The sequence below is a fragment of the Citrobacter tructae genome (genome assembly GCF_004684345.1).
Taxonomy (GTDB): domain Bacteria; phylum Pseudomonadota; class Gammaproteobacteria; order Enterobacterales; family Enterobacteriaceae; genus Citrobacter; species Citrobacter tructae.
In genome coordinates this window covers 30,364-54,719 of sequence record NZ_CP038468.1, presented here as the reverse complement: position 1 = coordinate 54,719, position 24,356 = coordinate 30,364, and the positions used below count along the sequence as shown (strand labels likewise).

Below are 24,356 nucleotides of genomic sequence, written 5' to 3'. Positions count from 1 at the left end.
TATTTCCAGTAATGTCCTGTTACCAGTTCGACCAGCAGTACATCGTTTACACATAAAATAGTCACTCAGAGTAATTATTACGGGCGGCAGATCTGTCTGCGCACAACCCTGCGTCTGTCACCCGGATGATTTTCCCCTGCCGTCATCATTTATAAGAGGATAATGAGCAGGCATATAGCCACGCCGTTAAATTACCGGATGGCCGTTTCGGTGTGATCCGATTTATTGCGTATTTAACAGTTTCCGGAAGTGTACCACGCACACGAAATAAGCAAAGCGGCAATATCTGCCCCTGCGCGACGGATCACGGGGAAGGGGATAAACACAACATATAGAAGAAAACGCAGCTGATGGCATGGCACATGTTGTGTTTCTGCGCCGCTGCGCGCCGGAGGCCGGAGAGAAGATCCGGAACAGACAATTTTCGGATCTGCACGGTGGGAAACCCGTAAAGAATATGATAATTAAACAAAATACATAAAATCATATCAGATTTGATATTTATCATTAATCATATAACCATATCTAATATGATTATTGCACACAGAGTAGAAAATCACTCATGATATGATTTTTTTACTCAAGCGACATTTTCAGACGGAGCGTGCAGGATGGATGAGAAAGAAGTGAATTTTTCACTCAGCTATGAGCAACTGACCCGGATAGCGGAAGAACGTATCCGTGAATGCGAGCTGGACAGCCAGGGCGCCAAATACATCAGCGAATCGAGTAAGGCCAGCACCCTTCTGGGATTCTGGTATGAACTGGCCATTACTGGTGCGCCAATGAAAAATTACGAACAAACCAAAGCGCTCATCGACGCCGATCATCAGCGTCTCAGAAAGCTCATCTGGCCAGAGACGGATAAGTAATGACTAAGACACGCCGACCATCGCCGCTGCAGCGGCGGGTGCTGATTGTGCTGGCCGCCCTCGATGCGAAACGTCCGGGACCGGTGGCCACGCGGGATATTGAGCGGATGCTGGAGCAGGGCGGGGACGCCCCGGTGTACGGGCCGAACCTGCGCGCCTCCTGCCGGCGTATGGAGGCCGCAGGCTGGCTGCGCACCCTGCGCGCCCCGAACCTGCAGCTGGCCGTCGAGCTGACGGACGCCGGCCGTGCGCTGGCCGCTCCGCTTCTGGCTGACGAACAGGCGCGTGTCCTGGCGGAGCAACGCACGACGGAGATCCGGGTTCTGCCCCTGGTCCGGATAAAACCGGTATACGAGTCTGACAGGTTCGGTGACGACCGGCCGGTGGAGCTGGACGGTCGCTGGCACCTGGCGTGCCGGGGCGACTACGTTATCCGTCTCGACGGCACCACCTGCCTGCAGCTGTGGAACACGGCCGGGCAAGTGATGCGACAGGAAGGCGACCCCCTGCAGGTGGCTGAGTGGTTACAGGCCTGTCACGATGCCGGCATTGATATCCGCCTGCAGATCAACGAAAGCACCGCGCCGGAACAGGGTACACCTTCACTGAAAGGGGCTGAGTTTCCCGGCGGGCAGGCTGCAGACACGACGGAAACCTGGTACCGGTACCTGCTGAGGGCACTGCGACAATACGATGTGCAGGGGCTGTCCGCCACAAACCCGGAGCACCTTAACGCAGTGAAGCCCGGCAGGCGTAATAAGGAACAACCGCTACAGGAACGTTTTCTGGCACTGGCGAAAACGGTGGAAGGGACCCCTGGTGCCCTTCGTTCGGATCGGTATGAAGAGGATGCCGGCCCGCTGCTGACAGAGTTGCTGGACGGATTCGGGTTCACGCCGGACCAGGCTTCCCGCCTCATCCGCCTTATCCGCTGGCCGCTGATGAGTCAGGAAGAATATGACCGGCGCGAGCTGAACAGCCTGCTGGATGAACTGGAACAGCGACAGCTGTACTGCAACCGCGAGCAGCTGACTGAGATTGTGTTTTCACCGGTCCGCCAACCCGGCGAGCGCTGGACTGACCGTCTGCAGTGGCTCCTGATTACAGACGGATTCGGGTTCTGCAGTCCGCTGTCCCGTGACGCAGGCGCCCGGGCGTTGGCGATCCTGGCCGGCTACACGGGGCAGGAGGTGGCGGAACATCTGGCCACGGTGATCGTCTGGAACAACCACAGCGCGGGGACGCCGTCATGAGCACAGGCAACGTCCATTTGATTGTAACCTGCACGCGCCGCAAAACCGTGCCTGCAGGTGATGCGGTCTTTCCGGATGAACGTGACGTGGAGAGAGCTTACGGGCTCTGGATGGAAAGACTGGCGCAGGCCCGTCGCGGATCGCCCCCCATGACCGCCGGCGAACTGTATACGGGCCAGCACTGGTGCAGGGCAGTTGCAGCTGCGGCGCGAAACGGTGCCGAAATGTGGGTGATTTCAGCTGGCCTGGGGCTACTACATGCCTCTGATCCCGTGGTCCCGTATGAGGCGACATTTTCCTCGATGCCGTTCTGCCATCGCACTCACTGGGAACGACTGACAACACGTCCACTTTCGGAACGACGGTGTACCTCCCTGAAAATGCTGATGCAGACAAGGCCTGACGATCGGTTTGTAGTGGCGGCCTCCCCAGTATACCTGCGTGCCGTGGAATCAGACCTTCTCGCGGGAAGGTACACGCTACGAGCACCTGAACAGTTGACGGTTGTCACCTCAAAAGGCTATCAGGGCAGCCTGAAGGACAGTGTCCGGTATACGAGCGCAGGAATGATGAAGGGGCTGAATACCAACATGACAGGATTAAATATTAGTTATGCCGTGCAGTTGATTGGTAATGAGGAAGATCGCAGCAGAACAGCACATGAGGTATATGCATGATCCGCCTGTTATGTTCAATAGTTATGATCGTTCTGACGTTTTCTGCCAGCGCGGATGTCAGCGGCAGGGTTGTGCGCGTGCTGGATGGAGATACCGTTGAGATTCTTGAAACAGGGAACGGGGTCTGAGGTCCAACCATGCGAAAAACCACGTTAAGAAAGCAACCTTCTGAAAAGGCGACGTTTATCAGTTTTTTTTCCGGCCATAAAGGGGGCGGAAATTATTCCCTGCACGGGTATTCGCAAGGATTTCGGTAGTGCTCTGGCTCTGCCCCCCATAACCTGGCGGACAGAGCATGATTGGGAAAGCGGTACCCTCACGGCAGAAACGATTGACGCAGGCTATATTTCTATTATTCTGGAAATATAGATAAAGGAGGTATTATGGATTTAAACACTGCTGCAAACGCACTTCGAGAACTGGGCCACCCGACACGTCTCAGCATATACCGGGAGCTGGTCAGGGCGGGTCATGAAGGCCTGCCGGTTGGCGAACTGCAGAAGCACCTTGAGATTCCTGCCTCCACGCTCAGCCATCATCTTTCAGCGCTGATATCCGCTGGACGGCACTGTTGCAAATAGTCGGTGGTGATAAACTTATCATCCCCTTTTGCTGATGGAGCTGCACATGAACCCATTCAAAGGCCGGCATTTTCAGCGTGACATCATTCTGTGGGCCGTACGCTGGTACTGCAAATACGGCATCAGTTACCGTGAGCTGCAGGAGATGCTGGCTGAACGCGGAGTGAATGTCGATCACTCCACGATTTACCGCTGGGTTCAGCGTTATGCGCCTGAAATGGAAAAACGGCTGCGCTGGTACTGGCGTAACCCTTCCGATCTTTGCCCGTGGCACATGGATGAAACCTACGTGAAGGTCAATGGCCGCTGGGCGTATCTGTACCGGGCCGTCGACAGCCGGGGCCGCACTGTCGATTTTTATCTCTCCTCCCGTCGTAACAGCAAAGCTGCATACCGGTTTCTGGGTAAAATCCTCAACAACGTGAAGAAGTGGCAGATCCCGCGATTCATCAACACGGATAAAGCGCCCGCCTATGGTCGCGCGCTTGCTCTGCTCAAACGCGAAGGCCGGTGCCCGTCTGACGTTGAACACCGACAGATTAAGTACCGGAACAACGTGATTGAATGCGATCATGGCAAACTGAAACGGATAATCGGCGCCACGCTGGGATTTAAATCCATGAAGACGGCTTACGCCACCATCAAAGGTATTGAGGTGATGCGTGCACTACGCAAAGGCCAGGCCTCAGCATTTTATTATGGTGATCCCCTGGGCGAAATGCGCCTGGTAAGCAGAGTTTTTGAAATGTAAGGCCTTTGAATAAGACAAAAGGCTGCCTCATCGCTAACTTTGCAACAGTGCCCGTTTTTCCGATGTGCCGAAATGCCCGCTTACCAGGGTGTGCAGCTCATTCAGAATATAATCATACATCTGATAATGCGCTTTCCACGGCTCCTGTGTGGCATTGACATAAAACCCGGCACCCTGGCCGAGATCGTACTCTTTATCATCCGCCACCTGACTGCCGCGCGGACTGGTATCCGGCGCGACAATCACCAGGCCGTGTTCCGCTGCGTAACGCTGTGCCCCGGCTTTGGTGATAAAATTCTGCTCGTTGCAGGTCAGCCCGGAAAGCCAGTACAGCACAGGACATTTCTCTGTTTTTGCCTGCGGCGGCAGAAACACGGAAAAAGTCATCGGCGTGCCGGTCACCGCAGAGTGGTGACGCCAGACTTCCTGGCTGCCGCCGAAACAGACGTGATGTTCAATCCGTTCCATAGTATCTCCCTGAATACGTTATCAGTAATGAATGACTGTGCGGATGGATTTGCCGTCGTGCATCAAATCAAAAGCTTCATTGATTTTATCCAGTTCCATGGTGTGCGTGACAAACGGCGCCAGCTCGATTTTGCCGCTCATGGCATCTTCCACCATTCCCGGCAACTGGGTACGCCCTTTCACGCCGCCGAACGCCGTGCCTTTCCAGACCCGGCCGGTCACCAGCTGGAACGGACGGGTTGAAATCTCTTTTCCGGCACCCGCCACCCCGATAATTACCGACTGCCCCCAGCCACGGTGCGCACTTTCCAGCGCCGACCGCATCACATTGACATTGCCGATACATTCAAAGGTATGATCCACACCCCATTTGGTCATTTCGACCAGCACCTGCTGAACAGGTTTGTCATAATCATTGGGATTAATGCAGTCTGTGGCGCCGAACTGTTTTGCCAGCTCAAACTTGGATGGATTGGTATCGATGGCAAAGATGCGCCCCGCTTTTGCCTGACGTGCGCCCTGCACCACGGCCAGCCCGATACCGCCGAGGCCGAATACCGCCACAGAATCCCCTTCCTGTACCTTCGCGGTATTGTGTACCGCGCCGATCCCGGTGGTCACGCCGCAGCCGAGCAGGCAAACCTGCTCCGCATTGGCCTGCGGATTGATTTTCGCCAGTGATACTTCCGCCACAACGGTATATTCGCTGAATGTCGAGCAGCCCATATAGTGATAGAGCGGCTGACCGTTATACGAAAAACGGCTGGTGCCGTCCGGCATCACGCCTTTGCCCTGGGTTTCGCGGACGGCAACACAGAGGTTGGTTTTACCGGAGGTACAGAAATCACACTCGCCGCACTCGGCGGTGTACAGCGGGATCACATGGTCGCCCGGTTTCACACTGGTCACGCCCTCACCGACCTCAACCACCACCCCGGCACCTTCATGGCCGAGCACCACCGGGAACAGACCTTCCGGATCATCACCGGAAAGCGTGTAGGCATCGGTATGGCATACCCCGGTGTGACTGATTTTCACCAGCACTTCACCTTTCTTCGGCGGTGCCACATCAATTTCAACAATTTCAAGGGGTAAACCCGGCCCGAAGGCGACTGCTGCGCGTGATTTCATAACGGTTCCTCTGTGTCTGAGGCTTATCATGGCAGGCGATAAGCACGAATGCCGTCCACCATACCGCACAACAGCGCTGCCTGTATAGCGCCGGTCAGCAGGTGGCCGCCACCGGTGCCGGTTTTCTGATCAGCAGACAGATTGCCAGCAGCAGACCGTACAGTGCCGTGCCAATCAGCCACACCGTACCGTCCGCACTCTGCTGTGTCTGACTGAAAATAAAAGCAAACAGCAGCGGGCCCGCCACGCCGGTCAGATTGGTCAGGCTGACCAGCACACCCTGTAGTTTTCCCTGATTTGCCGCCGATGCCCCGGCAGAGATAATGCCCTGCAATGCAGGCAGTGCAATTCCGCCGCCTGCCAGCAGGATCAGGACCGGATACACCATCCATCCGGAAGTGATAGCAGACATCAGTAAAAACGCGGTGGCATCGGCAATAAATCCGGCGAAAATAATGGTTTTCTCACTCAGCCGTTTTGCCAGCGCCCCGGCAACCACCGCCTGAAACAGTGCATGCATCGCCCCGAGTCCCGCCAGTGAAAAACCGACCGCCGCGCTGTCCCAGGCAAAGCGGCTCTCCGTAAACAATACCCAGACAGTGGCCGGGATCTGCCCGATAAGCTGCGCGGTAAAAAAGACAAACAGCAACAGCGCCAGAGGTTTAAGCAGTGTGATAAAGCTGATACCTGCGCTTTCTTGTTTCTGCTCCGCCGGTTTTTCTTCTGTCTGTACCGCCGGTTTAAAGATAAAAAAGACCATCAGAAAGGTGCAGGCATTCAGTATTGCCGCAATGACAAACGGCAGATGCGGTGAGATATCCCCCGCCAGTCCGCCGATAGCCGGCCCGGCAATCAGCCCGGCACCAAAGGCCGCACCGAGACGGCCGAACCAGGCGGTACGCTCGCTGACCGCCGTGCTGTCCGCCACTACCGAAGCCGCAACCGCGCCGGTGGCACCAGTGATCCCGGAGATAATCCGCCCGAGATACAACATCCACAGCACATTGGACAGTGCCAGCAGTGTGTAATCAAACGCGGCACCCGCCAGGGATAACAGCAGCACCGGTCTGCGCCCCAGCTTATCTGACCATCTGCCCAGCAGCGGAGCAAAACAGACCTGCATCACCGCATACAGCGCCAGCAGAATGCCGTAATGGTTTGCCACATCCGCTTCCGGGAGATATTCCCGCAGCAGTGACGGTAATACCGGCATGATCAGACCAATTCCCATCGCGTCCAGCAGTGTAATCACCAGCGCGATGACAGCGGGTTTATTCATTTTTCAGATCCTGTGTTAATTCCCTATCATTGATAGAGTTGGAATATATCCCTATCAATGATAGAGTGTCAATCTGAAAATCGGAGGAGACGGTCATGGCACGGCTGAACAGAGAATCGGTTATTGATGCGGCACTGGAACTGCTGAATGAGACAGGGATTGACGGGCTGACGACCCGCAAGCTGGCGCAGAAGCTGGGAATAGAACAGCCGACACTTTACTGGCATGTGAAAAATAAACGGGCGTTACTGGATGCGCTGGCGGTGGAGATCCTGGCGCGTCATCATGATTATTCACTGCCTGCGGCGGGGGAATCCTGGCAGTCATTTCTGCGCAATAATGCAATGAGTTTCCGCCGGGCGCTGCTGCGTTACCGTGACGGGGCAAAAGTGCACCTCGGCACCCGCCCTGATGAAAAACAGTATGATACGGTGGAAACCCAGTTACGCTTTATGACAGAAAACGGCTTTTCACTGCGCGACGGGTTATATGCGATTTCAGCGGTCAGTCATTTTACCCTTGGTGCCGTACTGGAGCAGCAGGAGCATACTGCCGCCCTGACCGACCGCCCTGCAGCACCGGACGAAAACCTGCCGCCGCTATTGCGGGAAGCGCTGCAGATTATGGACAGTGATGATGGTGAGCAGGCCTTTCTGCATGGCCTGGAGAGCCTGATCCGGGGGTTTGGGCACTGTTGCAAATAGTCGGTGGTGATAAACTTATCATCCCCTTTTGCTGATGGAGCTGCACATGAACCCATTCAAAGGCCGGCATTTTCAGCGTGACATCATTCTGTGGGCCGTACGCTGGTACTGCAAATACGGCATCAGTTACCGTGAGCTGCAGGAGATGCTGGCTGAACGCGGAGTGAATGTCGATCACTCCACGATTTACCGCTGGGTTCAGCGTTATGCGCCTGAAATGGAAAAACGGCTGCGCTGGTACTGGCGTAACCCTTCCGATCTTTGCCCGTGGCACATGGATGAAACCTACGTGAAGGTCAATGGCCGCTGGGCGTATCTGTACCGGGCCGTCGACAGCCGGGGCCGCACTGTCGATTTTTATCTCTCCTCCCGTCGTAACAGCAAAGCTGCATACCGGTTTCTGGGTAAAATCCTCAACAACGTGAAGAAGTGGCAGATCCCGCGATTCATCAACACGGATAAAGCGCCCGCCTATGGTCGCGCGCTTGCTCTGCTCAAACGCGAAGGCCGGTGCCCGTCTGACGTTGAACACCGACAGATTAAGTACCGGAACAACGTGATTGAATGCGATCATGGCAAACTGAAACGGATAATCGGCGCCACGCTGGGATTTAAATCCATGAAGACGGCTTACGCCACCATCAAAGGTATTGAGGTGATGCGTGCACTACGCAAAGGCCAGGCCTCAGCATTTTATTATGGTGATCCCCTGGGCGAAATGCGCCTGGTAAGCAGAGTTTTTGAAATGTAAGGCCTTTGAATAAGACAAAAGGCTGCCTCATCGCTAACTTTGCAACAGTGCCGCGCGACGAGCAGCAGCACCAGGAGCAGAAGCACGTCGAGAAAAAGCAACAGCAGATCGAGCAGCGCCCACGGCGGGCCGCTCGCATCGGATAAGTCGAAAAATCCGGCTAAAGTGGCCGAGCTGCACATCAGGCCGCGCGGTTTTCCTCCCTGATCGCCGGCGCGGTTTCTTCCTCCCTGAACCGCATGCAGACTTGCCGCCTCGGACACCCCGAGGCGGTTTTTTTTCGCCTCGCTCGAGCATCGCCGCATCCGACGATGCCGAGACGACCAGGCCGCGCACGTCGAGCTGCAGCATCGCCATTGCCGACGATGGCACCAGGTCGCCGGCGGTGGCCACCGACCTCGAGCTCGCATCGCCACATCCGACGATGCGCGCCGGCGTCGACCATCGCCAGGTCTGACGATGGCGGCCGCCCTGCCCTGGATCTCGCATCGCCATTTCTGGCGATGAGATCCACGGAGCGGCCATTTAGACCCGCCAATAACGACCCGGCCAAGATAAATCGCATGACGGCCTTTTTGGCCGGGGGTAGCATGACCGGACACTTTGCGTATGCCCAAAGGAGCCCGCAAGTATGCGCAGGACGAAGCCAGTAGCCGCGCCGATGGTGGCGCGGGTCTATCTGCGCGTCAGCACCGACGCGCAGGACTTGGAACGCCAAGAGGCGATCACTACGGCCGCGAAGGCCGCCGGCTACTACGTCGCCGGCATCTACCGTGAGAAGGCATCCGGCGCACGCGCCGACCGGCCTGAGCTGCTGCGCATGATCGGCGACCTACAGCCCGGCGAGGTGGTCATTGCCGAGAAGATCGACCGCATCAGCCGCCTACCTTTGCCCGAGGCCGAGCGCCTGGTGGCCTCGATACAGGCCAAAGGCGCAAGCCTGGCCGTCCCTGGCGTGGTCGATCTATCCGACCTGGCGGCCGAGGCCCAGGGCGTCGCCAAGATCGTGCTGGAAGCCGTGCAGATCATGCTTTTTCGCCTGGCCTTGCAGATGGCCCGCGACGACTACGAGGACAGGCGCGAACGCCAGCGCCAAGGCATTGAGTTGGCCCGCCAGGCCGGGCGGTACAAGGGCCGCCGTGCTGATCCGAAGCGCCGCGCCCAAGTTGTCGCGCTGCGCAAGTCCGGCTACAGCATCAACAAGACCGCCGAGCTGGCCGGGTACAGTGCGGCCCAGGTGAAACGGATATGGGCCGAGGTCAGCCAGGCCGAAGCGAAGCAGCACGGCGCGTTCGTGGAGGACGCATTGACGGAAGCCGATGCCCTGGCCGCTGTCGGCCAGGATGAGCGCCAGGAGGAAAGGGCATGAAGAAGCCGAACCAAGACGACGAGCCGTTTTTCATCACCGAGGAGATTGCGGCCGAAATGATCGCCGGCGGCTATGAGTTCGAGCTGCCGCCCATTCCTTGCACCATCCGCCTACGCGACGTGCTGGAGCGCATGACCGATGCTGAGCTAGCATTGCAGCCGGGCGAGATCGCCGACCAGGAGCGTGAACGCTGCCGGCGCAAGCCGTGTTCAACCTCATGATCTGGTCATGGTATTTTTCATGGCACTGAGCCTGATAGTTCTTGCAAATTGTTGTCACTAAAGGGTTTTGTGTGCTTGTTTACAATCGAGTGGGAGTGACGGGCACTGGCTGGCAATGTCTAGCAACGGCAGGCATTTCGGCTGAGGGTAAAAGAACTTTCCGCTAAGCGATAGACTGTATGTAAACACAGTATTGCAAGGACGCGGAACATGCCTCATGTGGCGGCCAGGACGGCCAGCCGGGATCGGGATACTGGTCGTTACCAGAGCCACCGACCCGAGCAAACCCTTCTCTATCAGATCGTTGACGAGTATTACCCGGCATTCGCTGCGCTTATGGCAGAGCAGGGAAAGGAATTGCCGGGCTATGTGCAACGGGAATTTGAAGAATTTCTCCAATGCGGGCGGCTGGAGCATGGCTTTCTACGGGTTCGCTGCGAGTCTTGCCACGCCGAGCACCTGGTCGCTTTCAGCTGTAAGCGTCGCGGTTTCTGCCCGAGCTGTGGGGCGCGGCGGATGGCCGAAAGTGCCGCCTTGCTGGTTGATGAAGTACTGCCTGAACAACCCATGCGTCAGTGGGTGTTGAGCTTCCCGTTTCAGCTGCGTTTCCTGTTTGCCAGCCGGCCCGAGATCATGGGGTGGGTGCTGGGCATCGTTTACCGCGTCATTGCCACGCACCTGGTCAAGAAAGCGGGCCATACCCACCAAGTGGCCAAGACGGGCGCGGTCACCCTGATCCAGCGTTTTGGATCGGCGCTCAATCTGAATGTTCACTTCCACATGCTGTTTCTCGACGGTGTGTATGTCGAGCAATCCCACGGCTCAGCGCGTTTCCGCTGGGTCAAGGCGCCGACCAGCCCAGAGCTCACCCAGCTGACGCACACCATCGCCCACCGGGTGGGTCGCTATCTGGAACGGCAAGGCCTGCTGGAACGGGATGTCGAAAACAGCTATCTGGCCTCGGATGCGGTGGATGACGACCCGATGACACCCCTGCTGGGGCACTCGATCACTTACCGTATCGCTGTCGGTTCACAGGCGGGGCGAAAGGTGTTCACTTTGCAAACTCTGCCGACCAGTGGTGATCCGTTCGGTGACGGGATTGGCAAGGTAGCCGGGTCCAGCCTGCACGCCGGCGTGGCGGCCAGGGCCGATGAACGCAAGAAGCTCGAACGGCTGTGCCGGTACATCAGCCGCCCGGCGGTATCCGAGAAGCGGCTGTCGTTAACACGAGGCGGCAACGTGCGCTACCAGCTCAAGACGCCGTACCGGGACGGCACCACGCACGTCATTTTCGAACCATTGGATTTCATTGCAAGGCTGGCCGCCCTGGTACCGAAGCCCAGAGTCAACCTAACCCGCTTCCACGGGGTGTTCGCACCCAACAGTCGGCACCGGGCGTTGGTCACGCCGGCAAAACGGGGCAGGGGCAACAAGGTCAGGGTGGCTGATGAACCGGCAACACCAGCACAACGGCGAGCGTCGATGACATGGGCGCAACGGCTCAAGCGTGTTTTCAATATCGACATCGAGACCTGCAGCGGCTGCGGCGGCGCCATGAAAGTCATCGCCTGCATTGAAGACCCTATAGTGATCAAGCAGATCCTTGATCACCTGAAGCACAAAGCCGAAACCAGCGGGACCAGGGCGTTACCCGAAAGCCGGGCGCCACCGGCTGAGCTGCTCCTGGGTCTGTTTGACTGACGAGCCTGAAGGCCAACGATACCAATCAAAATGCTGCGTTCACAGCGCCGCGGCAGGGATCCGCCGTGCTGGTTGTCGGAAAAGGAGCCGCTAGTGGGAAAGAGGAGGGTAAATTTTCAGCGTTGCTGGCTCCCCGTCAGCCGGATTGGGTTGCATCGCAGGGGTGTCGAAAGAGTCAACTGCGGTCCAAAGCTGTTGGACTTGGGTGAAAAGGGCGTTTATTCTTCCTATACGTGCCGCGTTCCAGGCGGCGACTATGAGGGCTATGTCGATGCCCATGTGCGCCGGCTGGAGGCGCTACGCCGGGCCGGTATCGTCGAGCGGATCGACGCCGACCAATGGCGCATCCCCGATGATCTGGTCAGCCGTGCCGCCGCCCATGACGCCGGCCGAGACAGTCAGGCCAGCGTTCGCGTCCTTTCCCCGGTCGATCTGAACAAACAGATCGGATCGGACGGCGCGACCTGGCTGGACCGGCGGCTGATCCACGGCGAGACGGCCGACCTTGCGCCAACCGGCTTCGGGCAACAAGTCCGCGAAGCCATGGACCAGCGCCGCGAGCACCATATCGAACAGGGCGACGCCACCCGCAGCCGGGACAGCCGCGTCTTCTACCGGCGCAACCTTCTCGCCATCCTGCGGGAGCGCGAGGTAGCCGGCGTCGGATCGGATATGGCTTTGAGTAAGGGCCTGCCGTTCCGCGCCGCCACGGACGGCGAGAGCGTCAGCGGCAAGTTTACCGGAACCGTGCATCTATCGAGCGGCAAGTTCGCCGTGGTCGAGAAATCCCATGAGTTCACCCTTGTCCCGTGGCGGCCGATCATCGACCGCCAACTCGGCCGCGAGGTTATGGGCATCGTGCAGGGCGGGTCGGTGTCGTGGCAGTTAGGGCGGCAGAGGGGGCTGGAACGCTGAGTGCGCCCATGCCGCATTGCGAAGCAAAAGATAATCGGATAAAATGTAGCAATTCATATTCGTAAGCGTGGAGTAATCAGATGGGAAATTCCAAGTCAGCAGACAAGTAAGCCGCAACAACCAGTATTGTTGTTGCGGCGCTCTGTAAGGCTAGTCTCATCTGATTGCTGACGAGCAGACGTCGCCCGGTATTCCTTAATCGAGGGTTGATTCGTCATGACCACCACACGCCCCGCGTGGGCCTATACGCTGCCGGCAGCACTGCTGCTGATGGCTCCTTTCGACATCCTCGCTTCACTGGCGATGGATATTTATCTCCCTGTCGTTCCAGCGATGCCCGGCATCCTGAACACGACGCCCGCTATGATCCAACTCACGTTGAGCCTCTATATGGTGATGCTCGGCGTGGGCCAGGTGATTTTTGGTCCGCTCTCAGACAGAATCGGGCGACGGCCAATTCTACTTGCGGGCGCAACGGCTTTCGTCATTGCGTCTCTGGGAGCAGCTTGGTCTTCAACTGCACCGGCCTTTGTCGCTTTCCGTCTACTTCAAGCAGTGGGCGCGTCGGCCATGCTGGTGGCGACGTTCGCGACGGTTCGCGACGTTTATGCCAACCGTCCTGAGGGTGTCGTCATCTACGGCCTTTTCAGTTCGATGCTGGCGTTCGTGCCTGCGCTCGGCCCTATCGCCGGAGCATTGATCGGCGAGTTCTTGGGATGGCAGGCGATATTCATTACTTTGGCTATACTGGCGATGCTCGCACTCCTAAATGCGGGTTTCAGGTGGCACGAAACCCGCCCTCTGGATCAAGTCAAGACGCGCCGATCTGTCTTGCCGATCTTCGCGAGTCCGGCTTTTTGGGTTTACACTGTCGGCTTTAGCGCCGGTATGGGCACCTACTTCGTCTTCTTCTCGACGGCTCCCAGTGTGCTCATAGGCCAAGCGGAATATTCCGAGATCGGATTCAGCTTTGCCTTCGCCACTGTCGCGCTTGTAATGATCGTGACAACCCGTTTCGCGAAGTCCTTTGTCGCCAGATGGGGCATCGCAGGATGCGTGGCGCGTGGGATGGCGTTGCTTGTTTGCGGAGCGGTCCTGTTGGGGATCGGCGAACTTTACGGCTCGCCGTCATTCCTCACCTTCATCCTACCGATGTGGGTTGTCGCGGTCGGTATTGTCTTCACGGTGTCCGTTACCGCGAACGGCGCTTTGGCAGAGTTCGACGACATCGCGGGATCAGCGGTCGCGTTCTACTTCTGCGTTCAAAGCCTGATAGTCAGCATTGTCGGGACATTGGCGGTGGCACTTTTAAACGGTGACACAGCGTGGCCCGTGATCTGTTACGCCACGGCGATGGCGGTACTGGTTTCGTTGGGGCTGGTGCTCCTTCGGCTCCGTGGGGCTGCCACCGAGAAGTCGCCAGTCGTCTAACCGACGACTGGTAGCAGGCCCGCTCCGATGCGGCGCACTAACCATCGAAACCTCGTGAATGTCGGTATCCTGTCTGGCAGGATACCGCTCATTTCCCTTGTTCAGTTCATCGCCGTCGCCGAGCATCTGAATTTTCGGCATGCGGCCAAGGCACTTGGTATCAGCCAGTCGAGCGTCAGCGCGCGTGTGAAAGCGCTGGAGGATAACCTTGGTGTCCTGCTATTTGAGCGCCATGCGCGGGGCGTTCGGCTAACAGACGCAGGCAGGCACTTCATGGAGCGTGTCACGGCGGGTGTCGATCAACTCGATCACGCAGTGAAGACCGCGGAGTGACGGGCACTGGCTGGCAATGTCTAGCAACGGCAGGCATTTCGGCTGAGGGTAAAAGAACTTTCCGCTAAGCGATAGACTGTATGTAAACACAGTATTGCAAGGACGCGGAACATGCCTCATGTGGCGGCCAGGACGGCCAGCCGGGATCGGGATACTGGTCGTTACCAGAGCCACCGACCCGAGCAAACCCTTCTCTATCAGATCGTTGACGAGTATTACCCGGCATTCGCTGCGCTTATGGCAGAGCAGGGAAAGGAATTGCCGGGCTATGTGCAACGGGAATTTGAAGAATTTCTCCAATGCGGGCGGCTGGAGCATGGCTTTCTACGGGTTCGCTGCGAGTCTTGCCACGCCGAGCACCTGGTCGCTTTCAGCTGTAAGCGTCGCGGTTTCTGCCCGAGCTGTGGGGCGCGGCGGATGGCCGAAAGTGCCGCCTTGCTGGTTGATGAAGTACTGCCTGAACAACCCATGCGTCAGTGGGTGTTGAGCTTCCCGTTTCAGCTGCGTTTCCTGTTTGGGGTCGTTTGCGGGAAGGGGCGGAATCCTACGCTAAGGCTTTGGCCAGCGATATTCTCCGGTGAGATTGATGTGTTCCCAGGGGATAGGAGAAGTCGCTTGATATCTAGTATGACGTCTGTCGCACCTGCTTGATCGCGGCCGCGATAGCTAGATCGCGTTGCTCCTCTTCTCCATCCGCGTTCCAAGCTGCGGAAAGGCACCCATAAGCGTACGCCTGGTCGAGCAGGCGACGCGGATCGACGTCCAGCGCACGAGAGAATGCGTCCGCCATCTGTGCAATGCGTCTAGGATCGAGACAAAGGTCGTCTCTGTCAGCCGGATCGTAGAACATATTGGCGGCGCCAAAGCCCACTTCACCGACCAGACCGACGGGATCTATCACCAGCCAGCCGCGACTGGAGAACATGATGTTTTCATGATGCAGATCGCCATGTAGCCCACGCAGTTCCGAGGCATTGCTCATCATTTGATCGGCTATAATCGCCGCGTGGACGTAGTCAGTTTGACAACCTGCGTTTTGATCATCGCGCGCCCGCTGAAACAAAGCTGCAAAGCGATCCCGGATCGGGAGAAGGGCAGAAGGCAGGGGTTCCTCAGATGCGGCATACAGCTTCGCCATTAGTTCCGCTGCAATTTCGGTCGCCTGGTAGTCGCCGTGCTCGGCAACGATGTGAGAGAGCATTCGCTCCCCGGCATATTCGAGCAACATCAGATTGTTCTCACGACCGAGCAACCGGACTGCTCCCCTCCCATTGCGCCATACCAGATAGTCGGCCCCGCGCAGTTCATCAGCAATGTCTTCTATAGGTTTCAATCCCTTGACGATTGCAGGAGTCCCGTCTGGCAATGAAACTTTCCAAACGAGGCTGGAAAAGGTGTCCGCAATGAGAACAGGTTGCGAAACGTGCCAATGAGCAGGAAAAACAGGCGGCATGAACATCAACCCCAAGTCAGAGGGTCCAATCGCAGATAGAAGGCAAGGCGTTCGCGGTCGGGGGCTTCGATCCCCAATACATTGAATAGGACAGCGAAGGCGCGCTCTGCTTCATCTGGCGCTGCCCAGTTCTCTTCGGCGTTAGCAATCATGAGTGCCAAATCGGCATAGCGATCTGCTGTTCCGAGCCGCCCAAGGTCGATCAGACCCGTGCATTGAAGAGTTTTAGGGTCCACCATGAAGTTCGGCATGCAGGGATCACCATGGCAAACAACCATATCGGTGCGCTCTTGGTCGAGCCGCACCGGTAGCTCTCGTTCGACACGAGCCAAAAGATCGAGCTGCGGCGTACTCTTGTCCTCGTCCGGTAAGAAGTCGGGATTGACGGCATTGCGGGACACCACATCAACGGCGCGTCCGAACATTCGCGACAGCCTGCGCTCAAACGGACATTGATCAACCGATAGGCTGTGAACAGCGCCAAGTTGCTGCCCCATTGACGGCCACGCTTTGAGCAAATCCGCTCCAGACAGATCAGCCGCCGGTACTCCCGGAATTGCCGTTATCACCAAGCATGCACCCTCCTGTTCCTCCTGCCAGTTGATGACCTCGGGGCAAGCCACACCTCGACCTTTGAGCCAAATGAGGCGGTCACGCTCTCCAGCGAGCTCACCGCGGCGGGAAGCAGGTGCGATTTTCGCGAAGGCATGCCCGTCACCACGTCGAAAAACAAAATCACCAGATTCTCCGCCTCTGACAGGCAACCAGTCAGAATGCGATTCACCAAAAAAAATATTAGTTCGATTCAATGGAGGTTCCTTCAGTTTTCTGATGAAGCGCGAATATAGAGAAATATCCCGAATGTGCAGTTAACGAATTCTTGCGGTTTCTTTCAGCGCCGCCAATACCGCCAGCCCGTCGCGCAAGGGGCGCGGCTCGTGTGTGCGGATGAAGTCAGCTCCACCTGCGGCGGCGGCAAGCTCTGCAGCGAGTGTCGCGGCCCCGACATCCCCCGGACCACGGCCTGTGAGCGCGCGCAGAAAGGATTTGCGCGAAACAGACAGAAGCACCGGCAAATCGAAGCGCAGCCGCAATTCATCGAACCGCGCCAGCACCGAGAGCGAGGTTTCGGGAGCAGCCCCCAGAAAAAACCCCATGCCGGGATCAAGGACAAGGCGGTTGCGTTTGATACCGGCACCCGTCAGCGCCGCGATGCGCGCGTCAAAGAACGCCGCAATGTGATCCATGATGTCGCCAGCGGGTGCCTCGCGCCGATCTGCCTGCCCGTCTTGCACCGAATGCATAACGACGAGTTTGGCAGATGATTTCGCCAATTGCGGATAGAACGCAGCGTCTGGAAAACCGCGAATATCATTGAGATAGGCCACACCACGCGACAAGGCATAGGCTTGCGTCGCGGGTTGATAACTGTCGAGCGAGACGGGAATGCCATCTGCCTTGAGCGCGTCCAGCACCGGCGCGATACGCGCGATTTCTGTGTCGGACGAAACAGGCGCGGCGTCGGGATTGCTGGATGCCGGACCGAGGTCGATCACATCTGCCCCCTCGGCCATCAGCTTACGCGCCTGCGCAATGGCTGCGTCTGGCGCCAGATACCGGCCTCCATCGGAGAAACTGTCCGAGGTTATGTTGACGATGCCGAAAATGATGAGCGATTTATTCATGGGGGCTTCTATAATAATAATAATCGAGCATGAGTCTCATACGGATGCTCGGGTCGAAAGGGAATCCCCAGGCGAGTAACCTGTTTGCGGTGATCCATTAGCTGCAGGAGCAGAATAGCATACATCTGGAAGCAAAGCCAGGAAAGCGGCCTATGGAGCTGTGCGGCAGCGCTCAGTAGGCAATTTTTCAAAATATTGTTAAGCCTTTTCTGAGCATGGTATTTTTCATGGTATTACCAATTAGCAGGAAAATAAGCCATTGAATATAAAAGATAAAAATGTCTTGTTTACAATAGAGTGGGTATCGGAGACGAAGAAGGACAAGGTACATGCTGACCGATACCAAGCTGCGCAATCTCAAGCCCAGGGACAAACTCTACAAAGTGAATGACCGGGAAGGTCTCTATGTGGGGGTCGCCTCAGAAAACGGAATCTATGGTCACTCCCGTTTTTGCAACACCGATTTTGACGACAAGTTGGCTTGCTTGAATCTATCCGGCGTCTGAATGGGATTTTATTCCCGCGCCTCGATGAGTTCCGCGCCTGATGAACCTCCAGAAAATATACGGCTTCAATGAGCCTTTCCGTTTTACAGGTTCCTCAACAGGCCGGTGGGCCGTTAGTATCATCAATATCAGTATTCGCAAAACCAGATGAATGATTGTTTAAACTGGTGTATTTCTGCCTTTATGCTTCGTAAGTTTGCTGTCGCGCCGTCAGTGCCCAGGCTATTCTGGCCAGCTTGTTTGCCAGAGCACAGGTGACGACAAAGTTGCTTTTCCGACACAACAACTCCCTGACCCAGTCGGCCAACTTGCCAGACTGGTGTTCCAGTTTTTGTATGAATACCCTGGCACACTGAACCAACAAAGTTCGGATCTTTTTGTTGCCCCGCTTGCTAATCCCTAACAATGTCGTCCGACCTCCCGTGCTGTACTGTCGGGGTACCAGCCCTGTTGCCGCCGCAAAGTCACGGCTGCTGGCGTACTGCTTCCCGTCGCCAATCTCAGTTGAAATAGTACTGGCAGTCAGCGTTCCAACGCAGGGAATACTCAGCAAGCGCTGTCCAACCTCATCTTCGTCCAACTTTCGTTTCAACTGAGATTCCAGATCTTTAATCTGCTCAACAAGATAGTGATAATGCTGTTGTAATTTCAGCAGTAACTGGCTGAGATAAAGAGGCAAACTACTGTCCTCAAGAAGGGTACTCAGTCGACTAATAACGGCAGCACCTCGCGGAACGCTGATACCAAATTCCAGCAGAAAAGCATGCATCTGATTAGTTGTTTTCACCTTATCCTGAACCAGGGATTCACGGACACGATGCAGAGCTCGCATTGCCTGCTGAGATTCGGTTCTGGGCTGCACGAAACGCATAGATGGACGTGATGCTGCTTCACAGATAGCTTCAGCATCAACGAAGTCATTTTTGTTGCTTTTAACGAATGGGCGGACAAATTGCGGTGATATCAGCTTTGGAAAATGCCCTAACTCTTCCAGCTTGCGTGCCATAAAGTGAGAACCGCCACAGGCTTCCATCGCGATGGTTGTTGCCGGGCATGTCGCCAGAAATTCGATTAGCTTTGGTCGGGTGAATTTTTTACGGTAAACGGCCTTCCCACGATGATCCTGACAATGAATATGGAAAGAGTTCTTACCCAGATCGATACCAATAAGCGCAATGTTTTCCATGATGGTTCTCCGAATGAAAGCCTGTCCTCAGCATAGTACTGGGAAGGAGGGAGTGACCATCTCATTAAATAAAGCACGCTAAGCCGGTTGCAGCGGTCGTAGCGGCCTGAACTTGCCCGCGCCGATCTTGGCGCTGCTGCGCCAGAGGTAATCGCCGGTGAGGTTGATGTGCTCCCAACCGAGCGGCGACAGGTACTGCAACAGCGCGTCATCAACGGCATGGCCGTTGCCACGCAGCGCGTGCGCAGCCCGTTCCAGATAGACCGTGTTCCACAACACGACGGCAGCCGTTACCAGATTGAGGCCGCTAGCCCGGTAGCGCTGCTGCTCGAAACTGCGGTCGCGGATTTCACCCAGGCGGTTGAAAAACACTGCCCTGGCCAGCGCATTGCGCGCCTCGCCCTTGTTCAGGCCGGCATGCACGCGGCGGCGCAGTTCCACGCTTTGCAGCCAGTCCAGGATGAACAGCGTGCGCTCGATGCGGCCCAGCTCGCGGAGCGCCACGGCCAGGCCGTTCTGGCGTGGGTAGCTGCCGAGCTTTCGGAGCATCAGGGAGGCCGTCACCGTGCCCTGCTTGATCGAGGTGGCCAGCCGCAGGATTTCGTCCCAATGGGCGCGGACGTGCTTGATGTTGAGCGTGCCGCCGATCATGGGTTTCAGCGCGTCATAGGCGGCGTCGCCCTTCGGGATGTAGAGCTTGGTGTCGCCCAGGTCGCGGATGCGCGGCGCGAAGCGGAAGCCCAGGAGGTGCATCAGGGCGAAGACGTGATCGGTGAAGCCCGCCGTGTCGGTGTAATGCTCCTCGATCCGCAAGTCGGACTCGTGGTACAGCAGGCCGTCGAGCACGTAGGTCGAATCGCGCACGCCGACGTTCACGACCTTGGTGTGAAATGGCGCGTACTGGTCAGAAATGTGGGTGTAGAACGTCCGCCCTGGGCTGCTCCCGTATTTCGGGTTGATGTGGCCGGTGCTCTCGGCCTTGCTGCCGGTGCGGAAGTTCTGGCCGTCCGACGATGAGGTGGTGCCGTCGCCCCAGTGCTCGGCGAAGGGATGGCGGAACTGTGCGTTGACCAGATCGGCCAGCGCCGCCCCGTAGGTTTCGTCGCGGATGTGCCAGGCTTGCAGCCAAGGGCACTGTTGCAAAGTTAGCGATGAGGCAGCCTTTTGTCTTATTCAAAGGCCTTACATTTCAAAAACTCTGCTTACCAGGCGCATTTCGCCCAGGGGATCACCATAATAAAATGCTGAGGCCTGGCCTTTGCGTAGTGCACGCATCACCTCAATACCTTTGATGGTGGCGTAAGCCGTCTTCATGGATTTAAATCCCAGCGTGGCGCCGATTATCCGTTTCAGTTTGCCATGATCGCATTCAATCACGTTGTTCCGGTACTTAATCTGTCGGTGTTCAACGTCAGACGGGCACCGGCCTTCGCGTTTGAGCAGAGCAAGCGCGCGACCATAGGCGGGCGCTTTATCCGTGTTGATGAATCGCGGGATCTGCCACTTCTTCACGTTGTTGAGGATTTTACCCAGAAACCGGTATGCAGCTTTGCTGTTACGACGGGAGGAGAGATAAAAATCGACAGTGCGGCCCCGGCTGTCGACGGCCCGGTACAGATACGCCCAGCGGCCATTGACCTTCACGTAGGTTTCATCCATGTGCCACGGGCAAAGATCGGAAGGGTTACGCCAGTACCAGCGCAGCCGTTTTTCCATTTCAGGCGCATAACGCTGAACCCAGCGGTAAATCGTGGAGTGATCGACATTCACTCCGCGTTCAGCCAGCATCTCCTGCAGCTCACGGTAACTGATGCCGTATTTGCAGTACCAGCGTACGGCCCACAGAATGATGTCACGCTGAAAATGCCGGCCTTTGAATGGGTTCATGTGCAGCTCCATCAGCAAAAGGGGATGATAAGTTTATCACCACCGACTATTTGCAACAGTGCCCTCTGATGTTACATTGCACAAGATAAAAATATATCATCATGAACAATAAAACTGTCTGCTTACATAAACAGTAATACAAGGGGTGTTATGAGCCATATTCAACGGGAAACGTCTTGCTCGAGGCCGCGATTAAATTCCAACATGGATGCTGATTTATATGGGTATAAATGGGCTCGCGATAATGTCGGGCAATCAGGTGCGACAATCTATCGATTGTATGGGAAGCCCGATGCGCCAGAGTTGTTTCTGAAACATGGCAAAGGTAGCGTTGCCAATGATGTTACAGATGAGATGGTCAGACTAAACTGGCTGACGGAATTTATGCCTCTTCCGACCATCAAGCATTTTATCCGTACTCCTGATGATGCATGGTTACTCACCACTGCGATCCCCGGGAAAACAGCATTCCAGGTATTAGAAGAATATCCTGATTCAGGTGAAAATATTGTTGATGCGCTGGCAGTGTTCCTGCGCCGGTTGCATTCGATTCCTGTTTGTAATTGTCCTTTTAACAGCGATCGCGTATTTCGTCTCGCTCAGGCGCAATCACGAATGAATAACGGTTTGGTTGATGCGAGTGATTTTGATGACGAGCGTAATGGCTGGCCTGTTGAACAAGTCTGGAAAGAAATGCATAAGCTTTTGCCATTCTCACCGGATTCAGTCGTCACTCATGGTGATTTCTCACTTGATAACCTTATTTTTGACGAGGGGAAATTAATAGGTTGTATTGATGTTGGACGAGTCGGAATCGCAGACCGATACCAGGATCTTGCCATCCTATGGAACTGCCTCGGTGAGTTTTCTCCTTCATTACAGAAACGGCTTTTTCAAAAATATGGTATTGATAATCCTGATATGAATAAATTGCAGTTTCATTTGATGCTCGATGAGTTTTTCTAATCAGAATTGGTTAATTGGTTGTAACACTGGCAGAGCATTACGCTGACTTGACGGGACGGCGCTTCCCTACCCTCATGGCCGCCTCCCAGGAATCGACCCAGGTGCTTATCGTGGACATAATCCTTTACTCATAAATTGGCACTGTTGCAAAGTTAGCGATGAGGCAGCCTTTTGTCTTATTCAAAGGCCTTACATTTCAAAAACTCTGCTTACCAGGCGCATTTCGCCCAGGGGATCACCATAATAAAATGCTGAGGCCTGGCCTTTGCGTAGTGCACGCATCACCTCAATACCTTTGATGGTGGCGTAAGCCGTCTTCATGGATTTAAATCCCAGCGTGGCGCCGATTATCCGTTTCAGTTTGCCATGATCGCATTCAATCACGTTGTTCCGGTACTTAATCTGTCGGTGTTCAACGTCAGACGGGCACCGGCCTTCGCGTTTGAGCAGAGCAAGCGCGCGACCATAGGCGGGCGCTTTATCCGTGTTGATGAATCGCGGGATCTGCCACTTCTTCACGTTGTTGAGGATTTTACCCAGAAACCGGTATGCAGCTTTGCTGTTACGACGGGAGGAGATATAAAAATCGACAGTGCGGCCCCGGCTGTCGACGGCCCGGTACAGATACGCCCAGCGGCCATTGACCTTCACGTAGGTTTCATCCATGTGCCACGGGCAAAGATCGGAAGGGTTACGCCAGTACCAGCGCAGCCGTTTTTCCATTTCAGGCGCATAACGCTGAACCCAGCGGTAAATCGTGGAGTGATCGACATTCACTCCGCGTTCAGCCAGCATCTCCTGCAGCTCACGGTAACTGATGCCGTATTTGCAGTACCAGCGTACGGCCCACAGAATGATGTCACGCTGAAAATGCCGGCCTTTGAATGGGTTCATGTGCAGCTCCATCAGCAAAAGGGGATGATAAGTTTATCACCACCGACTATTTGCAACAGTGCCCTTTATTTAATGAGATGGTCACTCCCTCCTTCCCGGTACTATGCTGAGGACAGGCTTTCATTCGGAGAACTATCATGGAAAACATTGCGCTCATTGGTATCGATCTGGGTAAAAACTCTTTCCATATTCATTGCCAGGATCGTCGCGGGAAGGCTGTTTACCGTAAAAAATTTACCCGGCCAAAGTTGATCGAATTTTTGGCGACATGCCCCGCTACAACCATCGCAATGGAAGCCTGTGGCGGTTCTCACTTTATGGCACGCAAGTTGGAAGAGTTGGGGCATTCCCCAAAGCTGATATCACCACAATTTGTCCGCCCGTTCGTTAAAAGCAATAAAAACGACTTTGTCGACGCCGAAGCTATTTGTGAAGCTGCATCGCGTCCGTCTATGCGTTTTGTGCAGCCCAGAACGGAATCTCAGCAGGCAATGCGGGCTCTGCATCGTGTCCGTGAATCCCTGGTTCAGGATAAGGTAAAAACAACCAATCAAATGCATGCTTTTCTGCTGGAATTTGGCATTAGCGTTCCCCGAGGAGCTGCCGTTATTAGCCGACTGAGTACCATTCTTGAGGATAATAGTTTGCCTCTTTACCTCAGCCAGTTATTGCTGAAATTACAACAGCATTATCACTATCTTGTTGAGCAGATTAAAGATTTGGAATCCCAGTTGAAACGAAAGTTGGACGAAGATGAGGTTGGACAGCGCTTGCTGAGCATTCCCTGCGTCGGAACACTGACAGCGAGTACTATTTCAACTGAGATTGGCGACGGGAAGCAGTACGCCAGCAGCCGTGACTTTGCGGCGGCAACAGGGCTTGTACCTCGGCAGTACAGCACGGGAGGTAGGACGACATTGCTGGGAATTAGTAAGCGAGGTAATAAAAAGATCCGAACTTTGTTGGTTCAATGTGCCAGGGTATTCATACAAAAACTGGAACACCAGTCTGGCAAATTGGCCGATTGGGTCAGGGATTTACTGTGCCGGAAAAGCAACTTTGTCGTCACTTGTGCTCTGGCAAACAAGCTGGCCAGAATAGCCTGGGCCCTAACGGCACGACAGCAAACTTATGTAGCATAACGGCAGAAATACACCGGTTTAAAGAATTACTGATCTGGTTTTGCGAATACTGATATTGATGATACTAACGGCCCACCGGCCTGTTGAGGAACCTGTAAAACGGAAAGGCTCATTGAAGCCGTATATTTTCTGGAGGTTCATCAGGCGCGGAACTCATCAAGGCGCGGGAATAAAATCCCATTCAGACGCCGGATAGA

The 24,356-nt window shown here is 55.7% G+C and carries 25 protein-coding genes and 4 pseudogenes; 19 read left to right on the top strand and 10 right to left on the bottom strand.

Features of this window, described 5'->3' with window-relative positions; all coding sequences use genetic code 11:
- Positions 1-611: 611 nt before the first annotated feature.
- From E4Z61_RS00315 to E4Z61_RS00295, 6 genes and pseudogenes are all read left to right on the top strand, one after another.
- The gene (locus E4Z61_RS00315) at positions 612-872 is read left to right on the top strand and encodes a hypothetical protein (RefSeq protein ID WP_053389732.1); all 261 of its coding nucleotides are present in this window, start codon (positions 612-614) and stop codon (positions 870-872) included.
- Positions 872-2,125 carry a hypothetical protein gene (locus E4Z61_RS00310; RefSeq protein ID WP_053389731.1) on the top strand — a complete coding sequence of 418 codons (1,254 nt, stop codon included), beginning with the start codon at positions 872-874 and terminating at the stop codon, positions 2,123-2,125. Before E4Z61_RS00315 ends, E4Z61_RS00310 begins: the two co-directional genes overlap by 1 nt.
- Positions 2,122-2,802, top strand: coding sequence for a DUF6884 domain-containing protein (locus tag E4Z61_RS00305; RefSeq protein WP_053389730.1), 681 nt, complete (start codon positions 2,122-2,124; stop codon positions 2,800-2,802). The genes E4Z61_RS00310 and E4Z61_RS00305 overlap by 4 nt, the downstream gene beginning before the upstream one ends.
- Complete coding sequence (locus tag E4Z61_RS24240) at positions 2,799-2,930, top strand: hypothetical protein (RefSeq protein ID WP_274608469.1); 132 nt, start codon at positions 2,799-2,801, stop codon at positions 2,928-2,930. Before E4Z61_RS00305 ends, E4Z61_RS24240 begins: the two co-directional genes overlap by 4 nt.
- 255 nt (positions 2,931-3,185) lie before the next feature.
- Positions 3,186-3,365: pseudogene (locus E4Z61_RS00300) on the top strand (ArsR/SmtB family transcription factor); the annotation flags it as partial.
- Positions 3,366-3,429: 64 nt separating this feature from the next.
- Positions 3,430-4,134, top strand: coding sequence for an IS6-like element IS26 family transposase (locus E4Z61_RS00295; RefSeq protein WP_001067855.1), 705 nt, complete (start codon positions 3,430-3,432; stop codon positions 4,132-4,134).
- Positions 4,135-4,179: 45 nt separating this feature from the next.
- On the opposite strand, the pseudogene E4Z61_RS00285 reads toward E4Z61_RS00295, so the two are convergent.
- From E4Z61_RS00285 to tet(D), 3 genes and pseudogenes are all read right to left on the bottom strand, one after another.
- Positions 4,180-4,602, bottom strand: a pseudogene (locus E4Z61_RS00285) (alpha/beta hydrolase-fold protein); the annotation flags it as partial.
- Between the two features lie 21 nt (positions 4,603-4,623).
- The gene (locus tag E4Z61_RS00280) at positions 4,624-5,733 is read right to left on the bottom strand and encodes an S-(hydroxymethyl)glutathione dehydrogenase/class III alcohol dehydrogenase (RefSeq protein WP_000842134.1); all 1,110 of its coding nucleotides are present in this window, start codon (positions 5,731-5,733) and stop codon (positions 4,624-4,626) included.
- A 94-nt stretch (positions 5,734-5,827) separates the two neighbouring features.
- Positions 5,828-7,012, bottom strand: coding sequence for a tetracycline efflux MFS transporter Tet(D) (tet(D), locus tag E4Z61_RS00275; protein ID WP_001039466.1), 1,185 nt, complete (start codon positions 7,010-7,012; stop codon positions 5,828-5,830).
- Positions 7,013-7,107: 95 nt separating this feature from the next.
- Between tet(D) and tetR(D) the strand changes: the two genes are divergently transcribed.
- The 10 genes and pseudogenes from tetR(D) to E4Z61_RS00225 form a co-directional block, all read left to right on the top strand.
- The gene (gene tetR(D), locus E4Z61_RS00270; RefSeq protein WP_023352616.1) at positions 7,108-7,716 is read left to right on the top strand and encodes a tetracycline resistance transcriptional repressor TetR(D); all 609 of its coding nucleotides are present in this window, start codon (positions 7,108-7,110) and stop codon (positions 7,714-7,716) included.
- A 46-nt stretch (positions 7,717-7,762) separates the two neighbouring features.
- A complete protein-coding gene (locus E4Z61_RS00265; protein WP_001067855.1) occupies positions 7,763-8,467 on the top strand; it encodes an IS6-like element IS26 family transposase in 705 nt (234 codons plus the stop codon).
- Positions 8,468-8,472: 5 nt separating this feature from the next.
- The gene (locus E4Z61_RS23790) at positions 8,473-8,613 is read left to right on the top strand and encodes a hypothetical protein (protein ID WP_001044210.1); all 141 of its coding nucleotides are present in this window, start codon (positions 8,473-8,475) and stop codon (positions 8,611-8,613) included.
- Between the two features lie 485 nt (positions 8,614-9,098).
- Positions 9,099-9,836, top strand: coding sequence for a recombinase family protein (locus tag E4Z61_RS00255; RefSeq protein ID WP_001446887.1), 738 nt, complete (start codon positions 9,099-9,101; stop codon positions 9,834-9,836).
- On the top strand, positions 9,833-10,057 hold the full coding sequence (locus E4Z61_RS00250; protein WP_000743213.1) for a hypothetical protein: 225 nt from the start codon (positions 9,833-9,835) through the stop codon (positions 10,055-10,057). The genes E4Z61_RS00255 and E4Z61_RS00250 overlap by 4 nt, the downstream gene beginning before the upstream one ends.
- Positions 10,058-10,267: 210 nt before the next feature.
- A complete protein-coding gene (locus tag E4Z61_RS00245) occupies positions 10,268-11,761 on the top strand; it encodes an IS91-like element ISCR2 family transposase (RefSeq protein ID WP_001120888.1) in 1,494 nt (497 codons plus the stop codon).
- Between the two features lie 30 nt (positions 11,762-11,791).
- Positions 11,792-12,676 carry a DUF3363 domain-containing protein gene (locus E4Z61_RS23990; RefSeq protein ID WP_001447541.1) on the top strand — a complete coding sequence of 295 codons (885 nt, stop codon included), beginning with the start codon at positions 11,792-11,794 and terminating at the stop codon, positions 12,674-12,676.
- A 216-nt stretch (positions 12,677-12,892) separates the two neighbouring features.
- Positions 12,893-14,107 carry a chloramphenicol/florfenicol efflux MFS transporter FloR gene (floR, locus tag E4Z61_RS00235; protein WP_044862717.1) on the top strand — a complete coding sequence of 405 codons (1,215 nt, stop codon included), beginning with the start codon at positions 12,893-12,895 and terminating at the stop codon, positions 14,105-14,107.
- A 27-nt stretch (positions 14,108-14,134) separates the two neighbouring features.
- Entirely contained in the window at positions 14,135-14,440 is a 306-nt protein-coding gene (locus tag E4Z61_RS00230; RefSeq protein ID WP_001255015.1) for a LysR family transcriptional regulator, read from the top strand.
- Positions 14,441-14,551: 111 nt separating this feature from the next.
- Positions 14,552-14,956, top strand: a pseudogene (locus E4Z61_RS00225) (IS91 family transposase); the annotation flags it as partial.
- A gap of 106 nt (positions 14,957-15,062) precedes the next feature.
- Here the strand turns inward: E4Z61_RS00225 and E4Z61_RS00220 are convergent.
- The 3 genes from E4Z61_RS00220 to sul2 are packed head-to-tail and all read right to left on the bottom strand — an operon-like array spanning position 15,063 to position 17,578.
- Complete coding sequence (locus tag E4Z61_RS00220) at positions 15,063-15,899, bottom strand: aminoglycoside O-phosphotransferase APH(6)-Id (protein WP_000480968.1); 837 nt, start codon at positions 15,897-15,899, stop codon at positions 15,063-15,065.
- Complete coding sequence (gene aph(3'')-Ib / locus E4Z61_RS00215; protein WP_001082319.1) at positions 15,899-16,702, bottom strand: aminoglycoside O-phosphotransferase APH(3'')-Ib; 804 nt, start codon at positions 16,700-16,702, stop codon at positions 15,899-15,901. Before aph(3'')-Ib ends, E4Z61_RS00220 begins: the two co-directional genes overlap by 1 nt.
- Before the next feature lie 60 nt (positions 16,703-16,762).
- Positions 16,763-17,578: a sulfonamide-resistant dihydropteroate synthase Sul2 gene (gene sul2, locus E4Z61_RS00210; protein WP_001043260.1), complete on the bottom strand. Its 816-nt coding sequence runs from the start codon at positions 17,576-17,578 to the stop codon at positions 16,763-16,765.
- A gap of 329 nt (positions 17,579-17,907) precedes the next feature.
- Here sul2 and E4Z61_RS23985 point away from each other — a divergent pair.
- Positions 17,908-18,012, top strand: a pseudogene (locus E4Z61_RS23985) (Arm DNA-binding domain-containing protein); the annotation flags it as partial.
- Between the two features lie 253 nt (positions 18,013-18,265).
- Here the strand turns inward: E4Z61_RS23985 and E4Z61_RS00195 are convergent.
- From E4Z61_RS00195 to E4Z61_RS00185, 3 genes are all read right to left on the bottom strand, one after another.
- On the bottom strand, positions 18,266-19,270 hold the full coding sequence (locus tag E4Z61_RS00195; protein ID WP_000427619.1) for an IS110-like element IS5075 family transposase: 1,005 nt from the start codon (positions 19,268-19,270) through the stop codon (positions 18,266-18,268).
- Between the two features lie 78 nt (positions 19,271-19,348).
- Positions 19,349-20,443, bottom strand: a complete 1,095-nt coding sequence (locus E4Z61_RS00190; protein WP_420808687.1) for a Tn3 family transposase — start codon at positions 20,441-20,443, stop codon at positions 19,349-19,351.
- Between the two features lie 9 nt (positions 20,444-20,452).
- Positions 20,453-21,157, bottom strand: coding sequence for an IS6-like element IS26 family transposase (locus tag E4Z61_RS00185; protein WP_001067855.1), 705 nt, complete (start codon positions 21,155-21,157; stop codon positions 20,453-20,455).
- 150 nt (positions 21,158-21,307) lie between these two features.
- On the opposite strand from E4Z61_RS00185, the gene aph(3')-Ia reads away from it, so the two are divergent.
- Complete coding sequence (gene aph(3')-Ia, locus E4Z61_RS00180) at positions 21,308-22,123, top strand: aminoglycoside O-phosphotransferase APH(3')-Ia (RefSeq protein ID WP_000018329.1); 816 nt, start codon at positions 21,308-21,310, stop codon at positions 22,121-22,123.
- Between the two features lie 189 nt (positions 22,124-22,312).
- Here the strand turns inward: aph(3')-Ia and E4Z61_RS00175 are convergent, their stop codons facing one another.
- Positions 22,313-23,017, bottom strand: a complete 705-nt coding sequence (locus E4Z61_RS00175) for an IS6-like element IS26 family transposase (protein ID WP_001067834.1) — start codon at positions 23,015-23,017, stop codon at positions 22,313-22,315.
- A 137-nt stretch (positions 23,018-23,154) separates the two neighbouring features.
- Between E4Z61_RS00175 and E4Z61_RS00170 the strand changes: the two genes are divergently transcribed.
- Positions 23,155-24,159: an IS110-like element IS4321 family transposase gene (locus E4Z61_RS00170; RefSeq protein WP_000427623.1), complete on the top strand. Its 1,005-nt coding sequence runs from the start codon at positions 23,155-23,157 to the stop codon at positions 24,157-24,159.
- The last annotated feature ends 197 nt before the right edge of the window (positions 24,160-24,356 follow it).